Origin of the sequence: Alkalithermobacter paradoxus (assembly GCA_002029295.1) — a bacterium.
Classification (GTDB): domain Bacteria; phylum Bacillota; class Clostridia; order Peptostreptococcales; family Peptostreptococcaceae; genus Alkalithermobacter; species Alkalithermobacter paradoxus.
This window is the reverse complement of the sequence record MZGW01000005.1, coordinates 1-19,117: the sequence shown is the minus strand read 5'-3', so window position 1 is coordinate 19,117 and position 19,117 is coordinate 1. Positions and strand designations below refer to the sequence as shown.

General features: G+C 31.7%; 21 protein-coding genes, 1 rRNA gene and 1 riboswitch. Of the genes, 10 read left to right on the top strand and 12 right to left on the bottom strand.

Features of this window, described 5'->3' with window-relative positions:
- Positions 1-17: 17 nt before the first annotated feature.
- The 5 genes from CLOTH_RS07135 to CLOTH_RS07115 all read left to right on the top strand — a co-directional run bounded on the left by CLOTH_RS07135 (position 18) and on the right by CLOTH_RS07115 (position 4,303).
- The gene (locus CLOTH_RS07135; protein ID WP_079412560.1) at positions 18-1,553 is read left to right on the top strand and encodes a spore germination protein; all 1,536 of its coding nucleotides are present in this window, start codon (positions 18-20) and stop codon (positions 1,551-1,553) included.
- A gap of 1 nt (position 1,554) precedes the next feature.
- Entirely contained in the window at positions 1,555-2,715 is a 1,161-nt protein-coding gene (locus tag CLOTH_RS07130) for a Ger(x)C family spore germination protein (protein WP_079412558.1), read from the top strand.
- A 9-nt stretch (positions 2,716-2,724) separates the two neighbouring features.
- Positions 2,725-2,943 (top strand): hypothetical protein, encoded by a 219-nt coding sequence (locus CLOTH_RS07125; RefSeq protein ID WP_079412556.1) that lies wholly within the window; start codon positions 2,725-2,727, stop codon positions 2,941-2,943.
- Positions 2,940-4,025, top strand: a complete 1,086-nt coding sequence (locus tag CLOTH_RS07120) for a GerAB/ArcD/ProY family transporter (RefSeq protein ID WP_079412554.1) — start codon at positions 2,940-2,942, stop codon at positions 4,023-4,025. The genes CLOTH_RS07125 and CLOTH_RS07120 overlap by 4 nt, the downstream gene beginning before the upstream one ends.
- A 71-nt stretch (positions 4,026-4,096) precedes the next feature.
- Entirely contained in the window at positions 4,097-4,303 is a 207-nt protein-coding gene (locus CLOTH_RS07115; protein WP_079412552.1) for a cold-shock protein, read from the top strand.
- Positions 4,304-4,332: 29 nt separating this feature from the next.
- On the opposite strand, the gene CLOTH_RS07110 is transcribed toward CLOTH_RS07115, so the two are convergent.
- Positions 4,333-5,079 (bottom strand): peptidylprolyl isomerase, encoded by a 747-nt coding sequence (locus tag CLOTH_RS07110; RefSeq protein WP_079412550.1) that lies wholly within the window; start codon positions 5,077-5,079, stop codon positions 4,333-4,335.
- Between the two features lie 153 nt (positions 5,080-5,232).
- Between CLOTH_RS07110 and CLOTH_RS07105 the strand changes: the two genes are divergently transcribed.
- Positions 5,233-6,789 carry an ABC-F family ATP-binding cassette domain-containing protein gene (locus CLOTH_RS07105; protein ID WP_079412548.1) on the top strand — a complete coding sequence of 519 codons (1,557 nt, stop codon included), beginning with the start codon at positions 5,233-5,235 and terminating at the stop codon, positions 6,787-6,789.
- 55 nt (positions 6,790-6,844) lie between these two features.
- Here the strand turns inward: CLOTH_RS07105 and CLOTH_RS07100 are convergent, their stop codons facing one another.
- The 8 genes from CLOTH_RS07100 to ribD all read right to left on the bottom strand — a co-directional run bounded on the left by CLOTH_RS07100 (position 6,845) and on the right by ribD (position 12,026).
- Entirely contained in the window at positions 6,845-7,417 is a 573-nt protein-coding gene (locus CLOTH_RS07100; protein ID WP_079412546.1) for a manganese catalase family protein, read from the bottom strand.
- Between the two features lie 12 nt (positions 7,418-7,429).
- The gene (locus CLOTH_RS07095; protein WP_079412544.1) at positions 7,430-7,687 is read right to left on the bottom strand and encodes a spore coat protein CotJB; all 258 of its coding nucleotides are present in this window, start codon (positions 7,685-7,687) and stop codon (positions 7,430-7,432) included.
- A gap of 12 nt (positions 7,688-7,699) precedes the next feature.
- Positions 7,700-7,882 carry a spore coat associated protein CotJA gene (locus CLOTH_RS07090; RefSeq protein WP_079412542.1) on the bottom strand — a complete coding sequence of 61 codons (183 nt, stop codon included), beginning with the start codon at positions 7,880-7,882 and terminating at the stop codon, positions 7,700-7,702.
- Positions 7,883-7,994: 112 nt separating this feature from the next.
- Positions 7,995-8,504 carry a ferritin gene (locus tag CLOTH_RS07085; protein WP_079412540.1) on the bottom strand — a complete coding sequence of 170 codons (510 nt, stop codon included), beginning with the start codon at positions 8,502-8,504 and terminating at the stop codon, positions 7,995-7,997.
- 88 nt (positions 8,505-8,592) lie between these two features.
- Positions 8,593-9,054, bottom strand: a complete 462-nt coding sequence (gene ribH / locus CLOTH_RS07080) for a 6,7-dimethyl-8-ribityllumazine synthase (protein WP_079412538.1) — start codon at positions 9,052-9,054, stop codon at positions 8,593-8,595.
- 12 nt (positions 9,055-9,066) lie between these two features.
- Positions 9,067-10,266, bottom strand: a complete 1,200-nt coding sequence (locus CLOTH_RS07075) for a bifunctional 3,4-dihydroxy-2-butanone-4-phosphate synthase/GTP cyclohydrolase II (protein WP_079412536.1) — start codon at positions 10,264-10,266, stop codon at positions 9,067-9,069.
- 11 nt (positions 10,267-10,277) lie between these two features.
- Complete coding sequence (locus CLOTH_RS07070) at positions 10,278-10,928, bottom strand: riboflavin synthase (protein WP_079412534.1); 651 nt, start codon at positions 10,926-10,928, stop codon at positions 10,278-10,280.
- Positions 10,929-10,931: 3 nt separating this feature from the next.
- Complete coding sequence (ribD, locus tag CLOTH_RS07065; RefSeq protein WP_079412532.1) at positions 10,932-12,026, bottom strand: bifunctional diaminohydroxyphosphoribosylaminopyrimidine deaminase/5-amino-6-(5-phosphoribosylamino)uracil reductase RibD; 1,095 nt, start codon at positions 12,024-12,026, stop codon at positions 10,932-10,934.
- Between the two features lie 94 nt (positions 12,027-12,120).
- A riboswitch (FMN riboswitch) is annotated at positions 12,121-12,240 on the bottom strand.
- A gap of 149 nt (positions 12,241-12,389) precedes the next feature.
- On the opposite strand from ribD, the gene CLOTH_RS07060 reads away from it, so the two are divergent.
- Positions 12,390-13,256, top strand: a complete 867-nt coding sequence (locus tag CLOTH_RS07060) for a class I SAM-dependent methyltransferase (RefSeq protein ID WP_079412530.1) — start codon at positions 12,390-12,392, stop codon at positions 13,254-13,256.
- Between the two features lie 25 nt (positions 13,257-13,281).
- On the opposite strand, the gene CLOTH_RS07055 is transcribed toward CLOTH_RS07060, so the two are convergent.
- Positions 13,282-14,727 (bottom strand): alanine/glycine:cation symporter family protein, encoded by a 1,446-nt coding sequence (locus CLOTH_RS07055; RefSeq protein ID WP_079412528.1) that lies wholly within the window; start codon positions 14,725-14,727, stop codon positions 13,282-13,284.
- 201 nt (positions 14,728-14,928) lie between these two features.
- Complete coding sequence (locus CLOTH_RS07050) at positions 14,929-15,834, bottom strand: TMEM165/GDT1 family protein (protein WP_079412526.1); 906 nt, start codon at positions 15,832-15,834, stop codon at positions 14,929-14,931.
- Positions 15,835-15,976: 142 nt separating this feature from the next.
- Here CLOTH_RS07050 and CLOTH_RS07045 point away from each other — a divergent pair, with 142 nt between their 5' ends.
- Entirely contained in the window at positions 15,977-16,669 is a 693-nt protein-coding gene (locus tag CLOTH_RS07045; protein WP_079412524.1) for a peptide arginase family protein, read from the top strand.
- Between the two features lie 58 nt (positions 16,670-16,727).
- Positions 16,728-17,225: an SEC-C metal-binding domain-containing protein gene (locus tag CLOTH_RS07040; protein ID WP_079412522.1), complete on the top strand. Its 498-nt coding sequence runs from the start codon at positions 16,728-16,730 to the stop codon at positions 17,223-17,225.
- A 127-nt stretch (positions 17,226-17,352) separates the two neighbouring features.
- Here CLOTH_RS07040 and CLOTH_RS07035 read toward each other — a convergent pair whose 3' ends face one another.
- Entirely contained in the window at positions 17,353-18,405 is a 1,053-nt protein-coding gene (locus CLOTH_RS07035) for a sensor domain-containing diguanylate cyclase (protein ID WP_079412520.1), read from the bottom strand.
- A 309-nt stretch (positions 18,406-18,714) separates the two neighbouring features.
- On the opposite strand from CLOTH_RS07035, the gene CLOTH_RS07030 reads away from it, so the two are divergent.
- Positions 18,715-19,117, top strand: a 16S ribosomal RNA gene (locus tag CLOTH_RS07030); the annotation flags it as partial.

The window sequence follows — 19,117 nt, the reverse complement described above, 5'->3', positions numbered from 1 at the left end:
TGAAAAGAGGTGATAAATTGATAAAAAAATTTAAAAAAATTTACAATCACCTAGGCTCAAAGAAAAGTAATGAGCATTTAGGAAGTGAACTTATACCAAATAAAATAGTAGAAGTAAAAGAAAAGCTAAACAAAGCATTTGAAAATTGCAGTGACTTTGTTTTAAGAGAAATAGCTTTAGATAAAGATGTAAGGATTATCGTAGCTTTTATAGATGGACTTGTCAATAATCAAAATGTAAATGAAAGTATAATAAGGCCCTTAATACTGTACAAGGGAGAAGATAAGTGCTCTATAAAATTTATAAAAGAAAGCATACTTAACATATGTCAGGCAAAAGAAGTAAATGATTTTAATAATACACTAGATTCTATATTGTCTGGGGATACTATTATATATGTAGATGGACAAGACAGTGCAATAAAGTGTGATGCAAGGGGATGGGAAGCAAGGAGTGTTCAACAGCCTGATACTGAATCTGTAATAAGAGGACCTAGAGATGCTTTTACAGAAACATTGAGTACAAATGTAGCACTTATAAGAAGAAGAATAAAAAGCACAAAATTAAAGTTTGAATCTATGAAAATAGGAAGAGAAAGTAAAACTGATGTATGTATAGCATATATAGAGGGTATAGCTGATGAAGACATTATAAGTACTTTGAGAAGAAGACTAAGTAATATAGATGTAGATGCTGTATTAGACTCTGGAATGATAGAACAGTTAATAGAAGATGGACCAAGTTCTATATTTCCAACAGTTGGAAGTAGCGAAAGACCTGATAGAGTAGCTTCTAGATTATTAGAAGGAAGAGTTGCTATAATTTGTGATGGAAGCCCATTTGTTGTTACTGTTCCTTATTTATTTATAGAATCTATACATGTAAGCGAAGATTATTATTCAAAGCCTTATTTTATGTCTTATACTAGGGCAATTAGATTTTTAGCTCTGCTCACAACCACATTACTTCCAGCATTATATGTAGCTGTAAGTAGTTTTCATGTAAATATAATTCCACTTGAGCTACTTCTTTCTATGGCATCAGCAGCTGAAGGTATACCATTTTCACCATTCATTGAATCAATAGCTATGATGGTAGTATTTGAAATATTAAGAGAGGCTGGAATAAGAATGCCAAGACCTGTAGGACAAGCTGTTAGTATTGTCGGAGCATTAGTTATAGGAGAATCTGCAGTTGCAGCAGGGCTTGTTAGTAGCTCTATGGTTATTATAGTATCTTTAACTGCTATATCAAGCTTTGTTGTTCCTTCTATGAATGAGGTTGTAACACTACTTAGAATAGTATGCTTAATAGCTGCAAATATATTGGGGCTTTTGGGAGTATTTTTTGTATTAATGGTAGTAGTTTTGCATTTAGTTTCTTTAAGGTCATTTGGTGTTCCTTATTTGTATCCATTTTCTCCACTTAATATAATGGATATGAAAGACGCAATAATAAGAGCTCCTTTGTGGATGATGATAAGTAGACCACTTATATTTAATCACAAAAACGTACAAAGAATGAAAATAAAAGCAATGAAGAAAGAGGATTAATATGATAAAAAAAATACTACTTATAATAATTATTATATTAGTTTCCATAAATTTGACGGGTTGCTGGAGTAATAATAGTTTAAGAGAAAGGTCTATAGTAATAGGGGTAGGACTTGATAAAGGCTATGATGGAGAAATAGAACTTACACTACAAATTGCAAAGCCAGGTTTACTTAAAGCTAATCAACCAACTGTTCAGAATGCTGTTAAGGTAGTTTCGTTTAAAGGAAATACAGTATTTGAAGCTGCAAGAAATGCCCTAAAGATGATAGATAAAAAGCCTTATTATGGACATTATCAAATAATAGTTATTGGAGAGGAATTAGCCAAAGAGGGAATAGAAGATTATTTGGATTTCTTTGCAAGAGATCACGAGCCAGGGCTTAAGCCATATGTACTTGTAAGTAAGGGTATTACTGCAAGAAAAGTCCTTGAAAGTAAAAGTGCATTTGAAAATATACCAGCTATATATATAAAGGGTATAATGGAAAACTACGAAAATGTAGCAAAGATAAAAACTATGACACTAGGAGATGTAATAAAAGAACTTAATTATCCAGAGAATAGTCCTTCTATAGGTCTTATAGAATCTAATACAGGAAAAGTTGAGTATATAGAGGATATGGAAATAGGTGGAGCTGCTGTGTTCAAAGAAGATAAATTAACAGGTTACCTGAATGAGCAGGAAACTAAAGGGCTTTTATTTGTTAAGGATAAAATAAAAAGCATGATAATAGAGATTGAAAATCCAATTGATAAAAGTGAAAAAGTAGCACTAGAAGTTCTAAGGTCCAAAACTAATATAGATGTAGAAAGTAATGGTTATAGGCATATATTTTTTATAGATATAAAAACTGATGTAAATCTAGCAGAACAACATGGAAGAGGAGATTTAACAACAAGAGAAAATTCAGAAATACTAGAAAAAGAAGCGGAGAAAGCAATAGAAAATTATATAAGAAGTATGATGTATAAAGTTCAGAAAGAATATCAAAGTGATGTAGTTGGATTTTATAAAGCACTGAGAAGAAAATATCCAAAATTAGCAGAGGAGCATAGATTGCAATGGGAAGAAGAGTTTAGTAACGTACCTGTTAAGATAAGAGTAAATGTTAATATAAGAAGAACAGGTCTTATAGGAAAAACTATAGAATCTCTTTAGGAGGTAAGTATGGTTATAGGGTTAGTTGTAGCTTATTTGGTAATTATATTGATAGATATATCTGATTTACTAAAATCTAAAGAAAAAATGAAAGTAATTTCCATTTATTTTTCTTTAGTTATAATAGGATTTACGATTAGTTATTTGCAGATTATAGGAAAAGCTCCTACTAGTCCATCTATACTTATAGAAAACATGGTAAGGAGTATAATGGGAGGTATAATGTGATAAGAGATACAAAACTCTCACCTAGTCAATTGATGTTTTTGGTTATTGCTTTTTTATTTGGAGATTACACAATCGTAATGCCATCTAGAGCTGCAGGACAAGATATGTGGATATCTTTTATTATTGCAGCTATAGTTGGGACTATTTTAATAACAATATATTTATATATATCTGTACTCAATCCAGGAAAGACTCTTATAGAAATTCTAAAAGAACACTTTGGAAAAGTAATAGGAAGCATTATAGGGTTATGTTACATATGGTATTTTATGCATTTAGCAGCACTTATAACTAGAACAGCTTCAGAATATATGGTAACAGTTAATTATCCAGAAACACCAATTAGTTTTATAAATATTTTATTTATATTAGTACTTGCATACGGATTAAGAAAAGGGATAGAAGTTATAGCAAGAGCTAGTCAAATATTCGTCCCAACACTTATAACACTTGTTATATTAACAATTGGACTACTTATAGTAGAATTTGATATAAAAAATCTTCAGCCAATTCTAGGAGATGGAATACAGCCTGTTATTAACACATTTTATTCAAGCGTGACATTTCCGTTTGGAGAAGCTATAGTATTTCTTATGATATTTCCAAGTCTAAATAAAAAAGAAAGTATATTTAAATCAACGTACTCAGGAATATTTATAGTTAGTTTAGTAATGTTAGCTATAATGCTTAGGGATCTTATGGTTTTAGGTCCTGATGTCCTTGGGATACATATCTTTCCTCCACATACTAGCTCTAGCTTAATTCCAAGGGTTGTGCTTGAACCAATAATTTCTATTAACTTATTATTTGGTGGTGGAGGTGCTATTATAATATGTATGTACGCTGTAGTAACTGGAATAGCTCAAGTATTTAATTTAAGTGATTATAAAATTTTAGTTTTACCTATATCATTAATGGTGATATCTTTAGCTAGTTGGCTGTATACAAGTTATACTGAACTAACAACTATTGCTGCAGAGATTCATCTTTATTATGCAATGCCTTTTCAAATAATAATACCTATAATACTACTTATAATTTCAATAATAAAAAACAAAAAAACGCAAGGTAGTGAAATATGAAATATATGGATTTTATAAAAATTTTAATATAGCAAATAATAATTACAAAACGATGATTTGGAGGATTATATATGAAAACAGGTGTAGTTAAATGGTTCAATCCAGAGAAAGGATTTGGATTTATAACATCAGATGAAGGAGAAGATATATTTGTACATGTATCTGCAATAAAAGAAAAAGGAGAAAAGAAAGATTTAGAAGAAGGTCAAAATGTATCTTACGACGTAGTAAAAGGCGTTAAAGGACCTCAGGCTGCGAATGTAACAAAGATGTACTAAAAAGATGTGCCAAGGGCACATCTTTTTTATTACTCATTTATGCTTATTTCATATTTTCCTTTAAGGTCGTTAATTTTACCTAAGTAAGCTTCTTCTTGTTTTTGAGCTGTTAATTGTTGAGCTATTTGATCTTTTACTTCGTCAAAAGACTTAGTGCCAGCTTCTTTTTTATCAAGTACTTTTATTATGTGGTATCCGAATTGAGTTTGAACAGGAGTGCTTATTTCTCCTACATTCATAGCAAATGCAGCTTCTTCAAATTCAGGAACCATTCTTCCTCTTGGGAATACTCCAAGATCTCCACCTTGAGCATTTGAAGGACAGCTTGAGTATTTTTGAGCAGCTTCTTCAAATGAAAGTCCATTATTTATCTCATCTATTACCTGTTTAGCTTTATCTTCGCTATCTACAAGTATATGGCTTGCTTTTGTCATTTCTGGAGATTTAAATAAATCTTTATTTTCGTTGTAGTAATTTAGTAACTCTTCATCAGTTATTTCTATGTTCATTAAAACTTTGTTTATAGCATATTGCTTTAAGAAACCAGCTTTTATTCTTTCAACTTCACGAACGTATTCTTCATCTTTATCAAGTCCACTTTCGATAGCATCTAAGTAGAACATTTCTTGATTGATAAGTTCTTGAAGTAGTCTTTTCTGACCTTCTTCAGAGTTGAATTGCATTAATACTTGAGGATTAAGGCCTTTCTTGAAGAATTCAAGATCAGATTTAGTAATCTCTTTATTTCCCACTTTAGCCAAAACCAAATTTTCCATAATGTAATCTCCTTTTTAAAATATGTATTTCTGTTATGATAACATAAAAAAAACTTTTATGTCTATATTAGGAATTTGTTTACTTTGACTTTTATGTTTTGAGAAGATAAAATTATTATTAGAATTAAAGATGAATTAGAAAAGGAGATAAAGATGAGCGTATTAAATGTAGAAAATGTAAGCCATGGATTTGGATCTAGAACTATACTAGAAGACGTTTCATTTAGGTTATTAAAGGGAGAGCACGTTGGTCTTATAGGAGCTAATGGAGAAGGAAAATCTACATTTTTAAACATTATAACTGGAAGTCTAATGCCTGATGAAGGAAAGGTAGAGTGGTCAAATAGAGTTACAGTTGGATATTTAGATCAACATACGGTATTGACAAAAGGAAAAAGTATAAGAGATGTATTAAGAGAAGCTTTCAAAAATATGTTCGAACTTGAAAGTGAAATGCTAAATATATATGAAAAAATGGCCCAAGCGAGTGATGATGAAGTTTCTAAGATGATGGAAGATGTAGGAGAAATACAGAATATATTAGAGGCTAGTGGATTTTATATAATAGATTCTAAAATAGAAGAGGTAGCTAATGGACTAGGGCTTGGAGATATCGGTCTTGATAGAGATGTGGCTGATTTAAGTGGAGGACAAAGAACTAAGGTTTTATTAACTAAACTTCTTTTAGAAAACCCAACTATATTAATACTTGATGAGCCTACAAACTACCTAGATGAAGATCATATAAACTGGCTAAAAAGATATCTTCAAAATTATGAGAACAGTTTTATATTAGTTTCGCATGATATACCATTTTTGAATGATGTTGTTAATGTAATATATCATGTTGAAAATGGAGCACTTTCTAGATATGCAGGAAACTATGATGATTTCCTTAGATTATATGAACTAAAAAAGAGACAGCATGAACAAGCTTATGAAAGACAACAAAAGGAAATAGAAAAGCTTGAAGACTTTATTGCTAGAAACAAAGCTAGAATTTCAACCACTGGAAGAGCAAAGAGTAGACAAAAGCAATTAGATAAAATGGAAAAAATAGAAAAACCTAAAGAAAAGATAAAACCTACATTCAAATTTAATGAAGCAAAAACACCAGGTAAGGTTATATTTGAGGCTAAAGATCTTGTTATAGGATACAACGAACCTTTAACTCAGCCTCTTAATGTAAGATTAGAAAGAGGAAAGAAGGTAGCTATAAAAGGTGTAAATGGTCTTGGTAAATCTACACTCTTAAAGACACTACTAGGAATACTAAAGCCGGTTAGTGGTCAGGTTACATTAGGAGAGAATGTAATTCCTGGATATTTTGAACAGGAGAGTAGCAGAGATAATAGAAATACAGCTATGGAAGAAATATGGGAAGAGTTCCCTGGACTTAGCAACTATGAAGTAAGACAAGCTCTAGCAAAATGTGGACTTACTAATGAACATATAACAAGTCAAATGATGGTACTAAGTGGTGGAGAAAATGCTAAAGTAAGACTTTGTAAGCTTATGATAAAAGATATAAACTGGATAGTACTTGATGAGCCTACAAACCACTTAGACGTAGACGCTAAAGAAGAATTAAAGAAAGCACTGAAAGAATTCAAAGGGACAGTTGTTTTAGTTTCACATGAACCAGAATTCTATGAAGGATGGATAACAGATGTTTGGAATGTAGAGGATTGGACTACAAAAGTGGTATAATATCATACTTAATCTAATACAATAAAGCATAGGATGAAAATCCTATGCCTTATTTTTAATAAATCTTCTTAGAGTCTAGATATTCATAAGCATCTCTTAGTGCTTCTCCAAATCTCTGATAATGGATAACTTCTCTTTGTCTTAAGAAATTAAGAGCGTCTATTAAATCGACATCGTCAGTTAAGTTTATAAGATTTTCGTAAGTTGCTCTAGCTTTTTGTTCAGCTGCCATGTCCTCGTGCAAATCTGTTATAGGGTCTGAAGTTGATTGAAGATAAGCTGCGGTCCAAGGTATTCCATTAGCATCTTGTGGATAAACTGCATGACCATGTTGAACATATTGTCCCCCTAAACCAGCTCTTTCAAGTTCCTGAGGAGTAGCATCTTTTATTAACTGATAAAACATCACATTTATCATTTCAAGATGTGCAAGTTCTTCTGTACCGATATCTGTTAATAGTGCAGCACTTTTTCTAGTTGGCATAGTGTATCTTTGACTTAAATATCTTATAGCAGCTCCCAATTCTCCATCAGGACCTCCGAATTGAGTGATTATATATTTTGCCATCTTCAAATCTTTATTTTTTATTTTAACTGGATATTGTAGTTTTTTTTCGTATATCCACATAAACTTACCTCCCTATTCAGTTTCCCATGGCCATGGGTCATTTACCCAAGAGAAAGGATATTGATTGAAAGCAGTTCCAAAGTTGCTAAGAGGTCCAAAATTCATTTCATACAATCTTTTCATATTCATAAGTTCTTGAGTTATACAATTATAATCTCTAAGAGCCATCTGATTACATGGATGAGTATCTAAATATAAGTTAAGATCTACTGCTGCAAATTCAAGCTCTTGAATTTTTCTTAATAAATCTTCTTTACATATATTCTTCATAGCTCAATCCTCCTATTTTTTTTTCACTCCTTTTTTAGTATATGGTTGATATAGATTAGGGAAAAGACTACCTCTTCTTAAAGCCTCATCTAATGGAACCATACCAACATAAGGTTGATTAGGAACATAAGCCCTAGCAAGTTTTTTTCCATAAAGACCCATATTAATAGGTCTTGGGTAAGGTTGACAATTCATTAATGGTTACCTCCTTTATTTGTTGTTCAATATATCTTATACAAATTGTGGACTATTTGTGATTAACTTGTATAAAAATAAAAAGGCTATGATGTTCATAGCCTTTAAAAATCTATTCTGCTGGGATAGGAACGAATACTCTCTTAGCAAGCTCTGCATCTAGCATTAACATTCCTGCAGGATCTCCCTTTAGGATCTTTATTTTATTTAGTATTTTGTCCATGCTCTCTTCTTCTTCAGCTTGCTCGTTTATATACCACTGAAGAAAAGCACTAGTTGTATAATCTCTTTCATCTATAGCAAGAGCAAGTATATCATGAATTGACTTAGTTATAAACTTTTCATGCTCTAGTGCAAGCTGTATAACTTCTTGTGGACTTTCAAAATTAATTTTTGGTTGAGGTATAGCCTGAAGCTCTACTTTTCCACCTATTCTGTGTATATAGTTAAATATTTTGTATGCGTGAGCCTTTTCTTCTTGAGCCTGAACATTGAAGAAGTTAGCAAATCCATCTAAGTTTTGTGATGAGAAATAAGCTTCCATAGAAATATAAAAATATTCAGAATGAAGTTCTTTGAAAAGTTGCTCATTTAAAGCTTTAATCATTTTTTCACTCGCCATAGTAATAGCCTCCTTTTTAATAACGCATATTAATATATTATCTCACGAATATAATATACCCGATAAATGAAGCTTTAATCTTTTAATATTATAATACATTTATCAAATTTGCCATTTCTATTGCTGTAACAGCTGCTTCGTATCCTTTGTTTCCAGCTTTAGTTCCAGCTCTTTCTATAGCTTGTTCTATTGTATCAGTAGTTAAAACCCCAAATATAACAGGTACATCTGTTTCTAAAGATACAGAAGCAACCCCCTTAGAAACTTCACTAGATACATAATCAAAGTGAGGAGTAGCTCCTCTTATAACGGCACCAAGACAAATTATAGCATCGTATTTTTTAGATTTTGCCATTTTTTTAGCTATTAAAGGAATTTCGAATGCTCCAGGAACCCAAGTTACTTCAATATCTTCTTCATTAGCACCGTGACGCTTTAATCCGTCTATAGCTCCAGATAACAACTTTCCTCCTATAAACTCATTAAATCTTCCAACTATAATACCGAACTTTAATCCTTTTGAAACTAAATTTCCCTCATAAATCTTCATCTTTAGTCCTCCTTAAATTTCTAGCATATGCCCTAATTTTTTCTTTTTAGTTCTAAGATAGTAAGCATTTTTTTCATTGTGATTCATTTGAATAGGAACTCTATCAACTATTTCTAGTCCATATCCAGAAAGACCAAACAATTTCTTTGGATTATTAGTCATAAGCTTTATTCTTTTTACTCCAAGATCAAGAAGTATTTGAGCTCCTATACCATAGTCGCGCATATCCTCCGGAAATCCTAGAGCTAGATTAGCTTCAACTGTATCCATTCCTTTATCTTGAAGAGAGTAGGCTTTTAACTTGTTTATAAGACCTATACCTCGACCTTCTTGTCTCATATAAAGGAGAATTCCTTTACCTTCACTTTCTATTTTGTTCATAGCAGAGGCGAACTGATCACCACAGTCACACCTTAAAGATCCAAAAGCATCGCCTGTTAGACATTCAGAGTGAACTCTAACGAGAACAGGTTCGTCAGTACAAACATCTCCTTTAACTAAAGCTATATGATGCTCACCATTTAGCTTATTTATGTATCCAAAAGCCTTGAAATGACCATGTTTTGTAGGCATATCTGCAACTGTTACTCTTTCTATTAATGATTCATTTTTTCTTCTATATGCTATCAAATCAGCTATAGTAATTATTTTTAGGTTGTGATCTTTAACATATTCCATAAGATCTGGAACTCTTGCCATAGTTCCGTCTTCGTTCATTATCTCGCATATAACTCCAGCAGGATAAAGACCGGCCATTTGAGCAAGATCAACAGAAGCTTCAGTATGACCAGCTCTTTTTAAAACTCCTCCTTCGATAGATCTAAGAGGGAAGATATGACCAGGTCTTTTGAAATCTTCAGGTTTAGAATTTGAATCTATTGCCTTTAGTATTGTCAAGGCTCTTTCATGAGCTGATATTCCAGTTGTTGTATCTACAGCATCTATTGAAACTGTGAACGCAGTCTTATGAAGATCTGTATTATCTATAACCATCTGAGGAAGATTGAGTCTATTTAAAGTATCTTCTTTAAGAGGCATACATATAAGACCTCTTCCATATTTTGTCATAAAGTTTATACTTTCTGGAGTTACTTTTTCTGCTGCCATAACAAGGTCTCCCTCATTTTCTCTATCTTCATCGTCAACAACTACTATCATCTTTCCATTTCTTATATCCTCTATAGCTTCTTCAATAGTATTAAACTTATACACAAAATCACCTCCTACAAAAATCCATTCTCTTTTAGAAAATCTACACTTATATCTTGTTTAGGTTTGTATGAACTATTAAAGTTCATAAGCTTTTCAACGTATTTTCCTATCATATCGCATTCAAGATTTACACTATCTCCTACATTTTTATCAAGAAGGGTAGTCAAGTCTTTTGTATGAGGAATTATAGATACCTTGAATATACTTTCATCTACATACGCTACAGTTAGACTAACTCCATCTATAGCTACAGAGCCTTTATAAACTATGTACTTTAGTATATCTTGTGGAGCCTTTATCGATATCCATACAGCAATATCTTCTTTTTTGAAGCCTTCTATAGTTCCAACTCCATCTATATGTCCGCTTACTAAATGGCCTCCTAATCTATCTCCAACTCTTAATGCTCTCTCAAGATTAACTTTATCCTTTACGGATAAATCTTTTAAATTAGTTTTTCTCATAGTTTCAGTCATAACATCAGCAGTAAAACTACTATCATCAAACTTTGTTACAGTAAGACAAACTCCATTTGTACTAATACTGTCGCCAAGTCTTAGATCTTGAAGAACCTTACTGCAATTTATAACTATCCTTGAAGAGTTTTGAAGCTTTGTTATAGAATGTATACTTCCTACTTCTTCTACTAAGCCTGTAAACATATATTAATCGTCCTTTCTAACGTAGCCTTCTATCATGATATCATCGCCAAATCTTAGGACATCTATATTGTTAAGCTTTACTGCATCTTTAATATAGTCCTTACCATATCCACCTACTGGTGTTTTGGCATTATATCCTCCTATTATTTTAGGAGATACAAATGATATTACTTTATCTACTAAATTTTCATTTATTGCAGTATAGTTTAGTGTAGAACCCCCCTCTAAAAGAACGCTATCTATATTCATTCTTCCAAGCTCTTTCATAAGAAAAGTAAGGTCAACTTTATCATCTTTAGTAGGGGTTACTATAATTTGTGCACCTTTATTTCTAAGTTTATTTAACTTTTCATCACAAGCTAAGCTTGTTGTAGCTATTATAGTTTTAGAGTCGCAAGATAAAACATTGCTATCAAGTGGTGTTTTAGCATAAGTATCTACTATTATTCTAATTGGGCTTTTAGGATTTGGGATATCAAGCCTTGTTGTAAGATGTGGGTTATCAGCAAGTACAGTACCAACTCCAACCATAATAGAAGATACTTTATTTCTTATATGATGAACATAGTTTCTAGAAAATTCATTAGTTATCCACTTAGAATCTCCAATTCTTGTAGCTATCTTTCCATCTAATGTCATAGCAGTTTTTAGAATACAAAATGGAAGATTTGTAGTTATGTATTTAATAAATACTTCGTTAAGCTTTCTAGCCTCATTTTCGAGAACTCCTGTAACGACTTTAATATTATTATCTTTAAGCACTTTAACTCCATTTCCTGAAACTAAAGGGTTTGGATCAAGCGTAGCAATTACAACCTTAGATATTCCTTTTCTCACGATTTCATTAGCACATGGTGGAGTTTTTCCAAAGTGTGAACAAGGTTCAAGAGTTACATACATAGTAGCTCCAGAAACATCACAAATAGCATTTTTGAAAGCATTTATCTCTGCATGATGTCCTCCGTAGTACTCGTGATAACCTTCACCTATTATTTTGTCATTTTTAACTATAACTGCACCAACTAGGGGGTTTGGGTTTACATGACCTTCACCTAATCTAGCAATATCTAAAGCTCTTTTCATATACTTAATATCCACCGTATCACCTCATGTAAAGTATTAACAAAAATAGCCCTGAGAATACGTATTCTCAGGGCTTAGGTTCACAGATATAAATAAATATAAAAAATATTTACTCCTTCTTTCATCCAGACTATACTGTCGGCCTTGGAATTACACCAAGTCTGCTACACATTAGTAGCTCGCGGGCTATACCGCCGGTAGGGAATTTCACCCTGCCCTGAAGGATATTATGTTATATTATTAAATAGACATTATCACATACAAAAATAACTGTCAATATTTTTCAAAATATTCTAGTTTTAATTTTAATACCTTGAAAAGGGTATAATATATGGTATATAATGACTTGATTAATTAAAAGTTTGGAGGAAAATACATATGTTAATTGCTGATAAGTGGAAAGATTATGAACTTATAGATACTGGGAATGGAGAAAAGTTAGAAAGATGGGGAGATTACACCCTTAGAAGACCAGATCCTCAGGCTATATGGCCACTTCTTAATGAATGGTCTTTATGGAAAAACCCTCATGCACACTATCATAGAAGTAGTGAAGGTGGTGGACATTGGGAAAACAAAAAGAAAATGCCACAAAAATGGACTATAAAGTATAAGGACCTATCGTTTTATATAAAACCCACTGGATTTAAGCATACAGGACTTTTTCCAGAACAAGCAGCCAACTGGGATTGGATAATTGAAAAAATACAAAAAGCGAATAGACCAATAAAAGTACTTAACTTGTTTGCATATACAGGAGGAGCTACAGTAGCATCAGCTTATGGTGGAGCAGAAGAAGTGTGTCACGTAGATGCTTCTAAAGGAATGGTAACTTGGGCTAAAGAAAATATAGAATTATCTAATCTTTCACATAAGAAAGTTAGATTTATAGTAGATGATGTTATAAAATTCGTTAATAGAGAAATAAGAAGGGGAAGAAAATACGATGCTATAATAATGGATCCACCTTCTTATGGGAGAGGACCAAGTGGAGAAGTATGGAAGATAGAAGATGAATTATATAAATTTATAGAACTTTGCATGGATGTTTTATCTGATGATCCATTATTCGTTCTTGTAAATTCATACACATCAGGATTTTCACCTAGTGTAATAGAGAATATATTAAAGTTATCAGTTGGAAAAAAATACAAGGGAAAAATATACTCAGGAGAGATAGGACTTCCAGTTACAAAGACTAATCTTGTTTTACCATGTGGGATATATGGAAGATGGGAAAAATAAAAAAGCAGGCAAGTGCCTGCTTTAATTAGTTAGTTTTCTTTACATTATATTTTGACCAGAAGTCAGCGTTTTTAATTCCAAGTTTAACTGGATCAAATACTGGGTCTTTACCAGCAGCTCTTTGCTCTTCATAATCTTTAAGAGTAGCAAAGGCTGGTTTTCTAAGAAGGATTATAGCTATTATGTTTAACCATGCCATTAAACCAACACCTATATCCCCTAATCCCCAAGCAAGTTCAGCAGTTCTAACAGCTCCATAGAAAGTAGAAATTAGTAAAGCAACTCTTAATACATTTATTAAAACTTTGCTGTTAGCTTTCTTAATTAGGTAAGCAACATTTGTCTCAGCTATATAGTAGTAAGCCATTAAAGTAGTAAATGCAAAGAAGAACAATGCTATAGCAACGAATGCCCCACCAAATGATGGGAATAAAGTTTCAACAGCTTTTTGAGTATAAGCTGGCCCTACAGAAACGCCAGGCATATTCTCAACTAAGAATGTACCATTTGGACCCATTATATTGTACATACCTGTAATTAATATCATAAATCCTGTTGCAGAGCAAACAAATAATGTATCTATATATACAGAGAATGCTTGAACTAAACCTTGTTTAGCAGGATGAGAAACTTCAGCAGCAGCAGCAGCTTGAGGCCCTGTACCTTGACCTGCTTCGTTTGAGTATATTCCACGTTTTACTCCCCAAGATATAGCCATACCTATTATACCTGCAAAAGCTGGTTCGAATGCGAATGCACTCTTAAATACCATACCTATAACTTCTGGTAATCTAGTTATATTAACAATTATTATTATAAGTGCAACTATTATATATCCAATAGCCATGAAAGGAACTATAATTTCAGCAGCCTTACTTATACGTTTAACTCCACCGAATATTATTAGACCTAAGAATGCAACAAGTGCACTAGCTGTAACAACAGGACTAATTCCAAATGCGTTGTTTATACCAGCTGCGATGCTGTTAGATTGAACTCCTGGTAAAAAGAATCCCATAGCAACTACAGTTGCAACAGCAAATGTAACAGCGTACCACTTCATACCTAATCCTTTTTCGATATAGTATGCAGGACCTCCACGATATTCTCCATCTTTTTCCACTTTGTAAACTTGGGCTAAAGCAGATTCAACATAGGCAGAACCAGCACCCAGGAAAGCGATTGCCCACATCCAGAAAAGTGCACCAGGTCCACCCATAGCTATAGCTGTAGCAACCCCAGCTATGTTACCTGTACCAACACGACCAGAAACTGAAAGAGCGAAAGCTTGGAAAGAAGATACACCTTTTTCAGAATCAGATCCACCAAATAATAACTTCACCATATCTTTTATATGGCGTACTTGGAAGAAGCGCATCTTTAAAGAGAAATAAAGACCAACTCCTAAGCAAAGATAAACAAGTGCGTCACTCCAAATGATACCATTTAGAGCATCTACTAATTGAGCCATAAAATCTCACCCCCATAAAATTTTTAAAAATATATTTATAAAATATATTTTTCAAAATGATATCACAATCTTCAGAAATTTTCAACAATACAAAGTGAAATTTTCTGAAAATTTATAAAATAACTAAGTGATATTGATTAATTTATATTATTCAATTATCAAAAAAATTACAAAATAAATAAGAAAGATAAATAGGTCAACCTATTTATCTTTCTTAGTGTCAGCTTTATATTGATAAGTTTCACATACTTTTAAAGAAAGTTTTAAATCTTTAACTTTCAAACTCTCTAGATATGAAATTACATCTCCTAGATAAGGTATATTTTCTCCTAGATATTCTTTTTCAAATTCACGCCTTTTTATATTTACATCACAGTGTTCAACATGTCCTTGTCCACAGTTTTTACACTGAAGAAGAATTTCGCTAAGTCTTTCTTCGTAGTATTTATTTCTTTGAATTGTGTTGTATCTAAGAACAAGAACAACTAAAAATGAAAGTATTACTATGTAAAATATGATGTTTACAGGATTTATATATTCATTTGGAAGTCTAGTGTAAAGTCCTACGCTACCGAAAAATAAAAATACAAATGCAGCTATAATTTTCATTGTAACTTCAGGTATTTTCTTGCCGAGCACTTTTCCTGCAACTATTCCAAGTCCACCAGTAAATACCATAGCACAAACAGTTCCTATTAGCACTAATATAGGAAAAGATGAGTTAGCTCCTAGGGTCATTGCTGTAAGTTGAGTCTTGTCCCCAAGTTCTCCAATAAAAAAAGCTAAAGCTACTGTTACAATAGGTCCGTAGTTAGATTTAGTATTTTCTTCATCTTCTTCATCTTCGTTATCTATCTTTAACGACCAAAGTCCAAAGAATATAAATAAAATAGATGCAATAATTTGTATAGCATCTATAGGAATAATCCTACTTATGTAACTTCCTATAGCAATAGCTATACCGTGATTTATAAAAGACCCTACAAATATACCTATAAGAACACTCATAGGTGGAAACTTAGATGCAAAAGCTAAGGCTAAAAGTTGAGTTTTATCTCCCATCTCTGCTAGAGCAACTAGTGAAAAAGAAGTTATTAATTCTCTCAAAATAAGTTCCTCCTTAAAATTATTTACAACATATATTGTAGATACAATACAATCATTTAATACATTCTTTATAAAAATACATAAATATAGTAGTATTAATATTATAATTATACAATAGTTGTAAGAATTTGGAGTGATAAATTTGGAATACTATAAAGGATTTTTTATAGATGAACCTGTAGGAAATAATGTATTTTCTTATGAAGAAAGAAAAATAAAAAGCATATATGTACCACCATTAAAAGAAGGGAACTTAAATGATGTAAAGTTATCAAATAATATAGCATTTTGTGAAGTTGACAATGGAAAAGAAATAAGTGCTAAGGGATTAGAGTATTTTATAGAATATAAATTTAATGAAAAAGATGTATATATATTTGACAATCATAATCATGCATTCTACTTTTGGGCTAAGAGTTTGAAATGTAATAGATTCAAAAAAGGAATAAAACTAATTCATATAGACCAACATAAAGACATGAGAGAGCCGGATAATTATATATCAAATATAGATAATCTAGAAGAAGTATTTAAGTATACTAATTACAATCTAAATGTGGGAAACTTTATAAAGCCTGCTTTAAACTTAGGAATGTTCTCTAAGGTTATAATAATAGATAGTTCTCATGCTTTTAGCTTAGAAATAGATGGAGAATTTGTATTAGACATAGATTTAGATATATTCTCAAGGGATATGGATTATATAAGTTACGATATAAAGATGAATAAAATAAAAGACCTAATAGATAAAGCGTCATTAGTAACTATAGCAACAAGTCCATTTTTTATAAATCAAGAGTATGCTATATCTGTACTAAAAGAAATATTTTCTTGAAATAAAGGCTTTCTTTGATATAATATATCATTAGTCACTATAACAAAGGAGGATTAATATGAGCTTATTTGAATCTTGGAGAGCACTTTGCGAAAATCATATAAATGAAGAAATGGAGATGAAGTTCTGGGAAGATTATTTCAAAAAAGAAACTGCTATATATAGAGAATTATTAGATAAAAAAATAGAAGTAATAGAAGGTAAAGTATCAGACCTTGCTTCTTCTCACAATGTAAGCAGTGAAGAATTTATGGGATTTTTAGATGGGATAAGTGAGAGCTTAAAACACGAAATAAAATTAGAAGAAATAGAGGAAAACAGCGAAATAAAAATAGAAATAGATTTTGAAAAGTTATATTATAATATGGTTAAGGTTGAAGCTCATTGGTTATATAACTTGCCAGGATGGGAAGGTATATTAAGTAAAGAAAGAAGAAAAGAAATTGAAAAAGAATATAAGTCTTCAAAAACAATAGTAAAAGAAGACAAAATAGGAAGAAATAACCCTTGCACATGCGGAAGTGGAAAGAAATACAAAAAATGTTGTGGTAAATAAAAAAATAAATGTATAAGAAATGAAAAAGTGGGAATTATATAAATAAGAAACAAATATTTAATCAATCTCCCCCGTTAGACTTCTATCCCCCAATAGAAGTCTCTTTTTTTCAAAAAAACAAGGGTGCTTATTGCACCCTGTGTTTCTTTTCAATATACATCTGTGTATCTACTATCCTTAAAAGTTCATCTAAAGACATTTTATCATTGTATCTAAACTCTTTTATACCTACGCTAAAGTCTATTATATGTTTTAGTTCTTTTCTTATATCGTCTATTTTAGACTTTCCATTCTTTTCACTCATGTTTTTAAATAGTATTACAAACTCATCTCCACCTATTCTTGCAAATAAATCATCGCTTCTTATATTTTTACTTACAATGAAACAAAACTTTTTTAGGATTTCGTCACCCTCAAGGTGCCCATAGGTATCATTGATATATTTGAATTTATTTAAATCAATGTAAACTAGTGTATAAACTACTTTTTCATCTATATCCTTGAATTTCTCATAAAAATATCTTCTATTCATTATACCTGTAAGAGAATCAAAATTAGCATACTCTTTAAGCTTATTCATATAAATTATATTTTTTAGTGCCATTTCGAGCTCATTTTTGATATGAACACATAGCTTTAGATCTTCATCAGAAAAAGATGTATAAGAAATACAAGAATCTATATTTACAATTCCAAATAAAGAAGAATCTATATACAGGGGTATTGATATTGTGGACTTAATATCTAGTGCACGTATTTGTTTGAATTTATTGTAGTTGTGAATAGACATATTAAGCTCATCATATTTTTCAGGATTCCTTATTATTGATGCTTTTTTTAATCCATTTTCTTTGTATAAAAAAAGCTCTTCTACTTGTAGATTTATATTTTTTAGCTTATCTAAATCGTATCCTACACATGACTTGAATTCCATATAGTTTTGCTCTGAATTGTACACAAGTATAGATCCTTTAGATGCATCGTCTATTAAATCTATTAAATGTTCTAGAACTGACTTATACATATCGTCTATAGAATCTGCATTGTATATTATATCATTTACATTATACATGATGTTCTTAATTTGATTTAATTTTTTAATAGAATATGACAAACGTTTATTTTTAGAATACAAAATAAATACTATAGATAACAAAATTAATATAGCTATGTTATACATTATTGCATCATTCCTTATTAATTAAGACATTATAATTTCCTATAAAAATTATATCATTTACAATGGATAAATAGGAAGGAAAAATATTCATCTAGCACAGTTTTTGATTTGTAGTATATTTACATATTAAGCAGGAAATTATATTTTTAGAGTGGTAAAAGAAAAAATAAATAAAAAAGTGTTGACTCATGTAGAATAACCTGATATAGTATTACTTGTCGCTAAGACAAGCAAAATGAACATTGAAAATTAAACAGCAGACGAATAGTAATTCAATTAACCATAAAGTCAGCTCATATGAGCCAAATTATTTTTGAGAGTTTGATCCTGGCTCAGGATGAACGCTGGCGGCGTGCCTAACACATGCAAGTCGAGCGGAGGCAATGCTTAACACTGAGTATTTATCTACGAGGCTACTAAGTAGCCAGCGTCAAGCGAACGAAGTGAGCTTCACGCAAATTATGAATAATACATGATGAGTATTGAGTGTTAAGTATTGCCTCAGCGGCGGACGGGTGAGTAACGCGTGGGTAACCTGCCCTGTACACTTGGATAACACACCGAAAGGTGTGCTAATACAAGATAATATCAAAGGAAGGCATCTTCTTTTGATCAAAGCTTTTGCGGTACAGGATGGACCCGCGTCCCATTAGCTAGTTGGTGGGGTAATGGCCTACCAAGGCGACGATGGGTAGCCGACCTGAGAGGGTGA

Coding starts and splice junctions, on each gene's coding strand:
- CLOTH_RS07130 (WP_079412558.1), top strand. CDS start 1,555: ATGATAAAAAAAATACTACTTATAATAATTATTATATTAGTTTCCATA.
- CLOTH_RS07125 (WP_079412556.1), top strand. CDS start 2,725: ATGGTTATAGGGTTAGTTGTAGCTTATTTGGTAATTATATTGATAGAT.
- CLOTH_RS07115 (WP_079412552.1), top strand. CDS start 4,097: ATGAAAACAGGTGTAGTTAAATGGTTCAATCCAGAGAAAGGATTTGGA.
- CLOTH_RS07110 (WP_079412550.1), bottom strand. CDS start 5,079: ATGGAAAATTTGGTTTTGGCTAAAGTGGGAAATAAAGAGATTACTAAA.
- CLOTH_RS07105 (WP_079412548.1), top strand. CDS start 5,233: ATGAGCGTATTAAATGTAGAAAATGTAAGCCATGGATTTGGATCTAGA.
- CLOTH_RS07100 (WP_079412546.1), bottom strand. CDS start 7,417: ATGTGGATATACGAAAAAAAACTACAATATCCAGTTAAAATAAAAAAT.
- CLOTH_RS07095 (WP_079412544.1), bottom strand. CDS start 7,687: ATGAAGAATATATGTAAAGAAGATTTATTAAGAAAAATTCAAGAGCTT.
- CLOTH_RS07090 (WP_079412542.1), bottom strand. CDS start 7,882: ATGAATTGTCAACCTTACCCAAGACCTATTAATATGGGTCTTTATGGA.
- CLOTH_RS07085 (WP_079412540.1), bottom strand. CDS start 8,504: ATGGCGAGTGAAAAAATGATTAAAGCTTTAAATGAGCAACTTTTCAAA.
- ribH (WP_079412538.1), bottom strand. CDS start 9,054: ATGAAGATTTATGAGGGAAATTTAGTTTCAAAAGGATTAAAGTTCGGT.
- CLOTH_RS07070 (WP_079412534.1), bottom strand. CDS start 10,928: ATGTTTACAGGCTTAGTAGAAGAAGTAGGAAGTATACATTCTATAACA.
- CLOTH_RS07060 (WP_079412530.1), top strand. CDS start 12,390: ATGTTAATTGCTGATAAGTGGAAAGATTATGAACTTATAGATACTGGG.
- CLOTH_RS07055 (WP_079412528.1), bottom strand. CDS start 14,727: ATGGCTCAATTAGTAGATGCTCTAAATGGTATCATTTGGAGTGACGCA.
- CLOTH_RS07040 (WP_079412522.1), top strand. CDS start 16,728: ATGAGCTTATTTGAATCTTGGAGAGCACTTTGCGAAAATCATATAAAT.
- CLOTH_RS07035 (WP_079412520.1), bottom strand. CDS start 18,405: ATGTATAACATAGCTATATTAATTTTGTTATCTATAGTATTTATTTTG.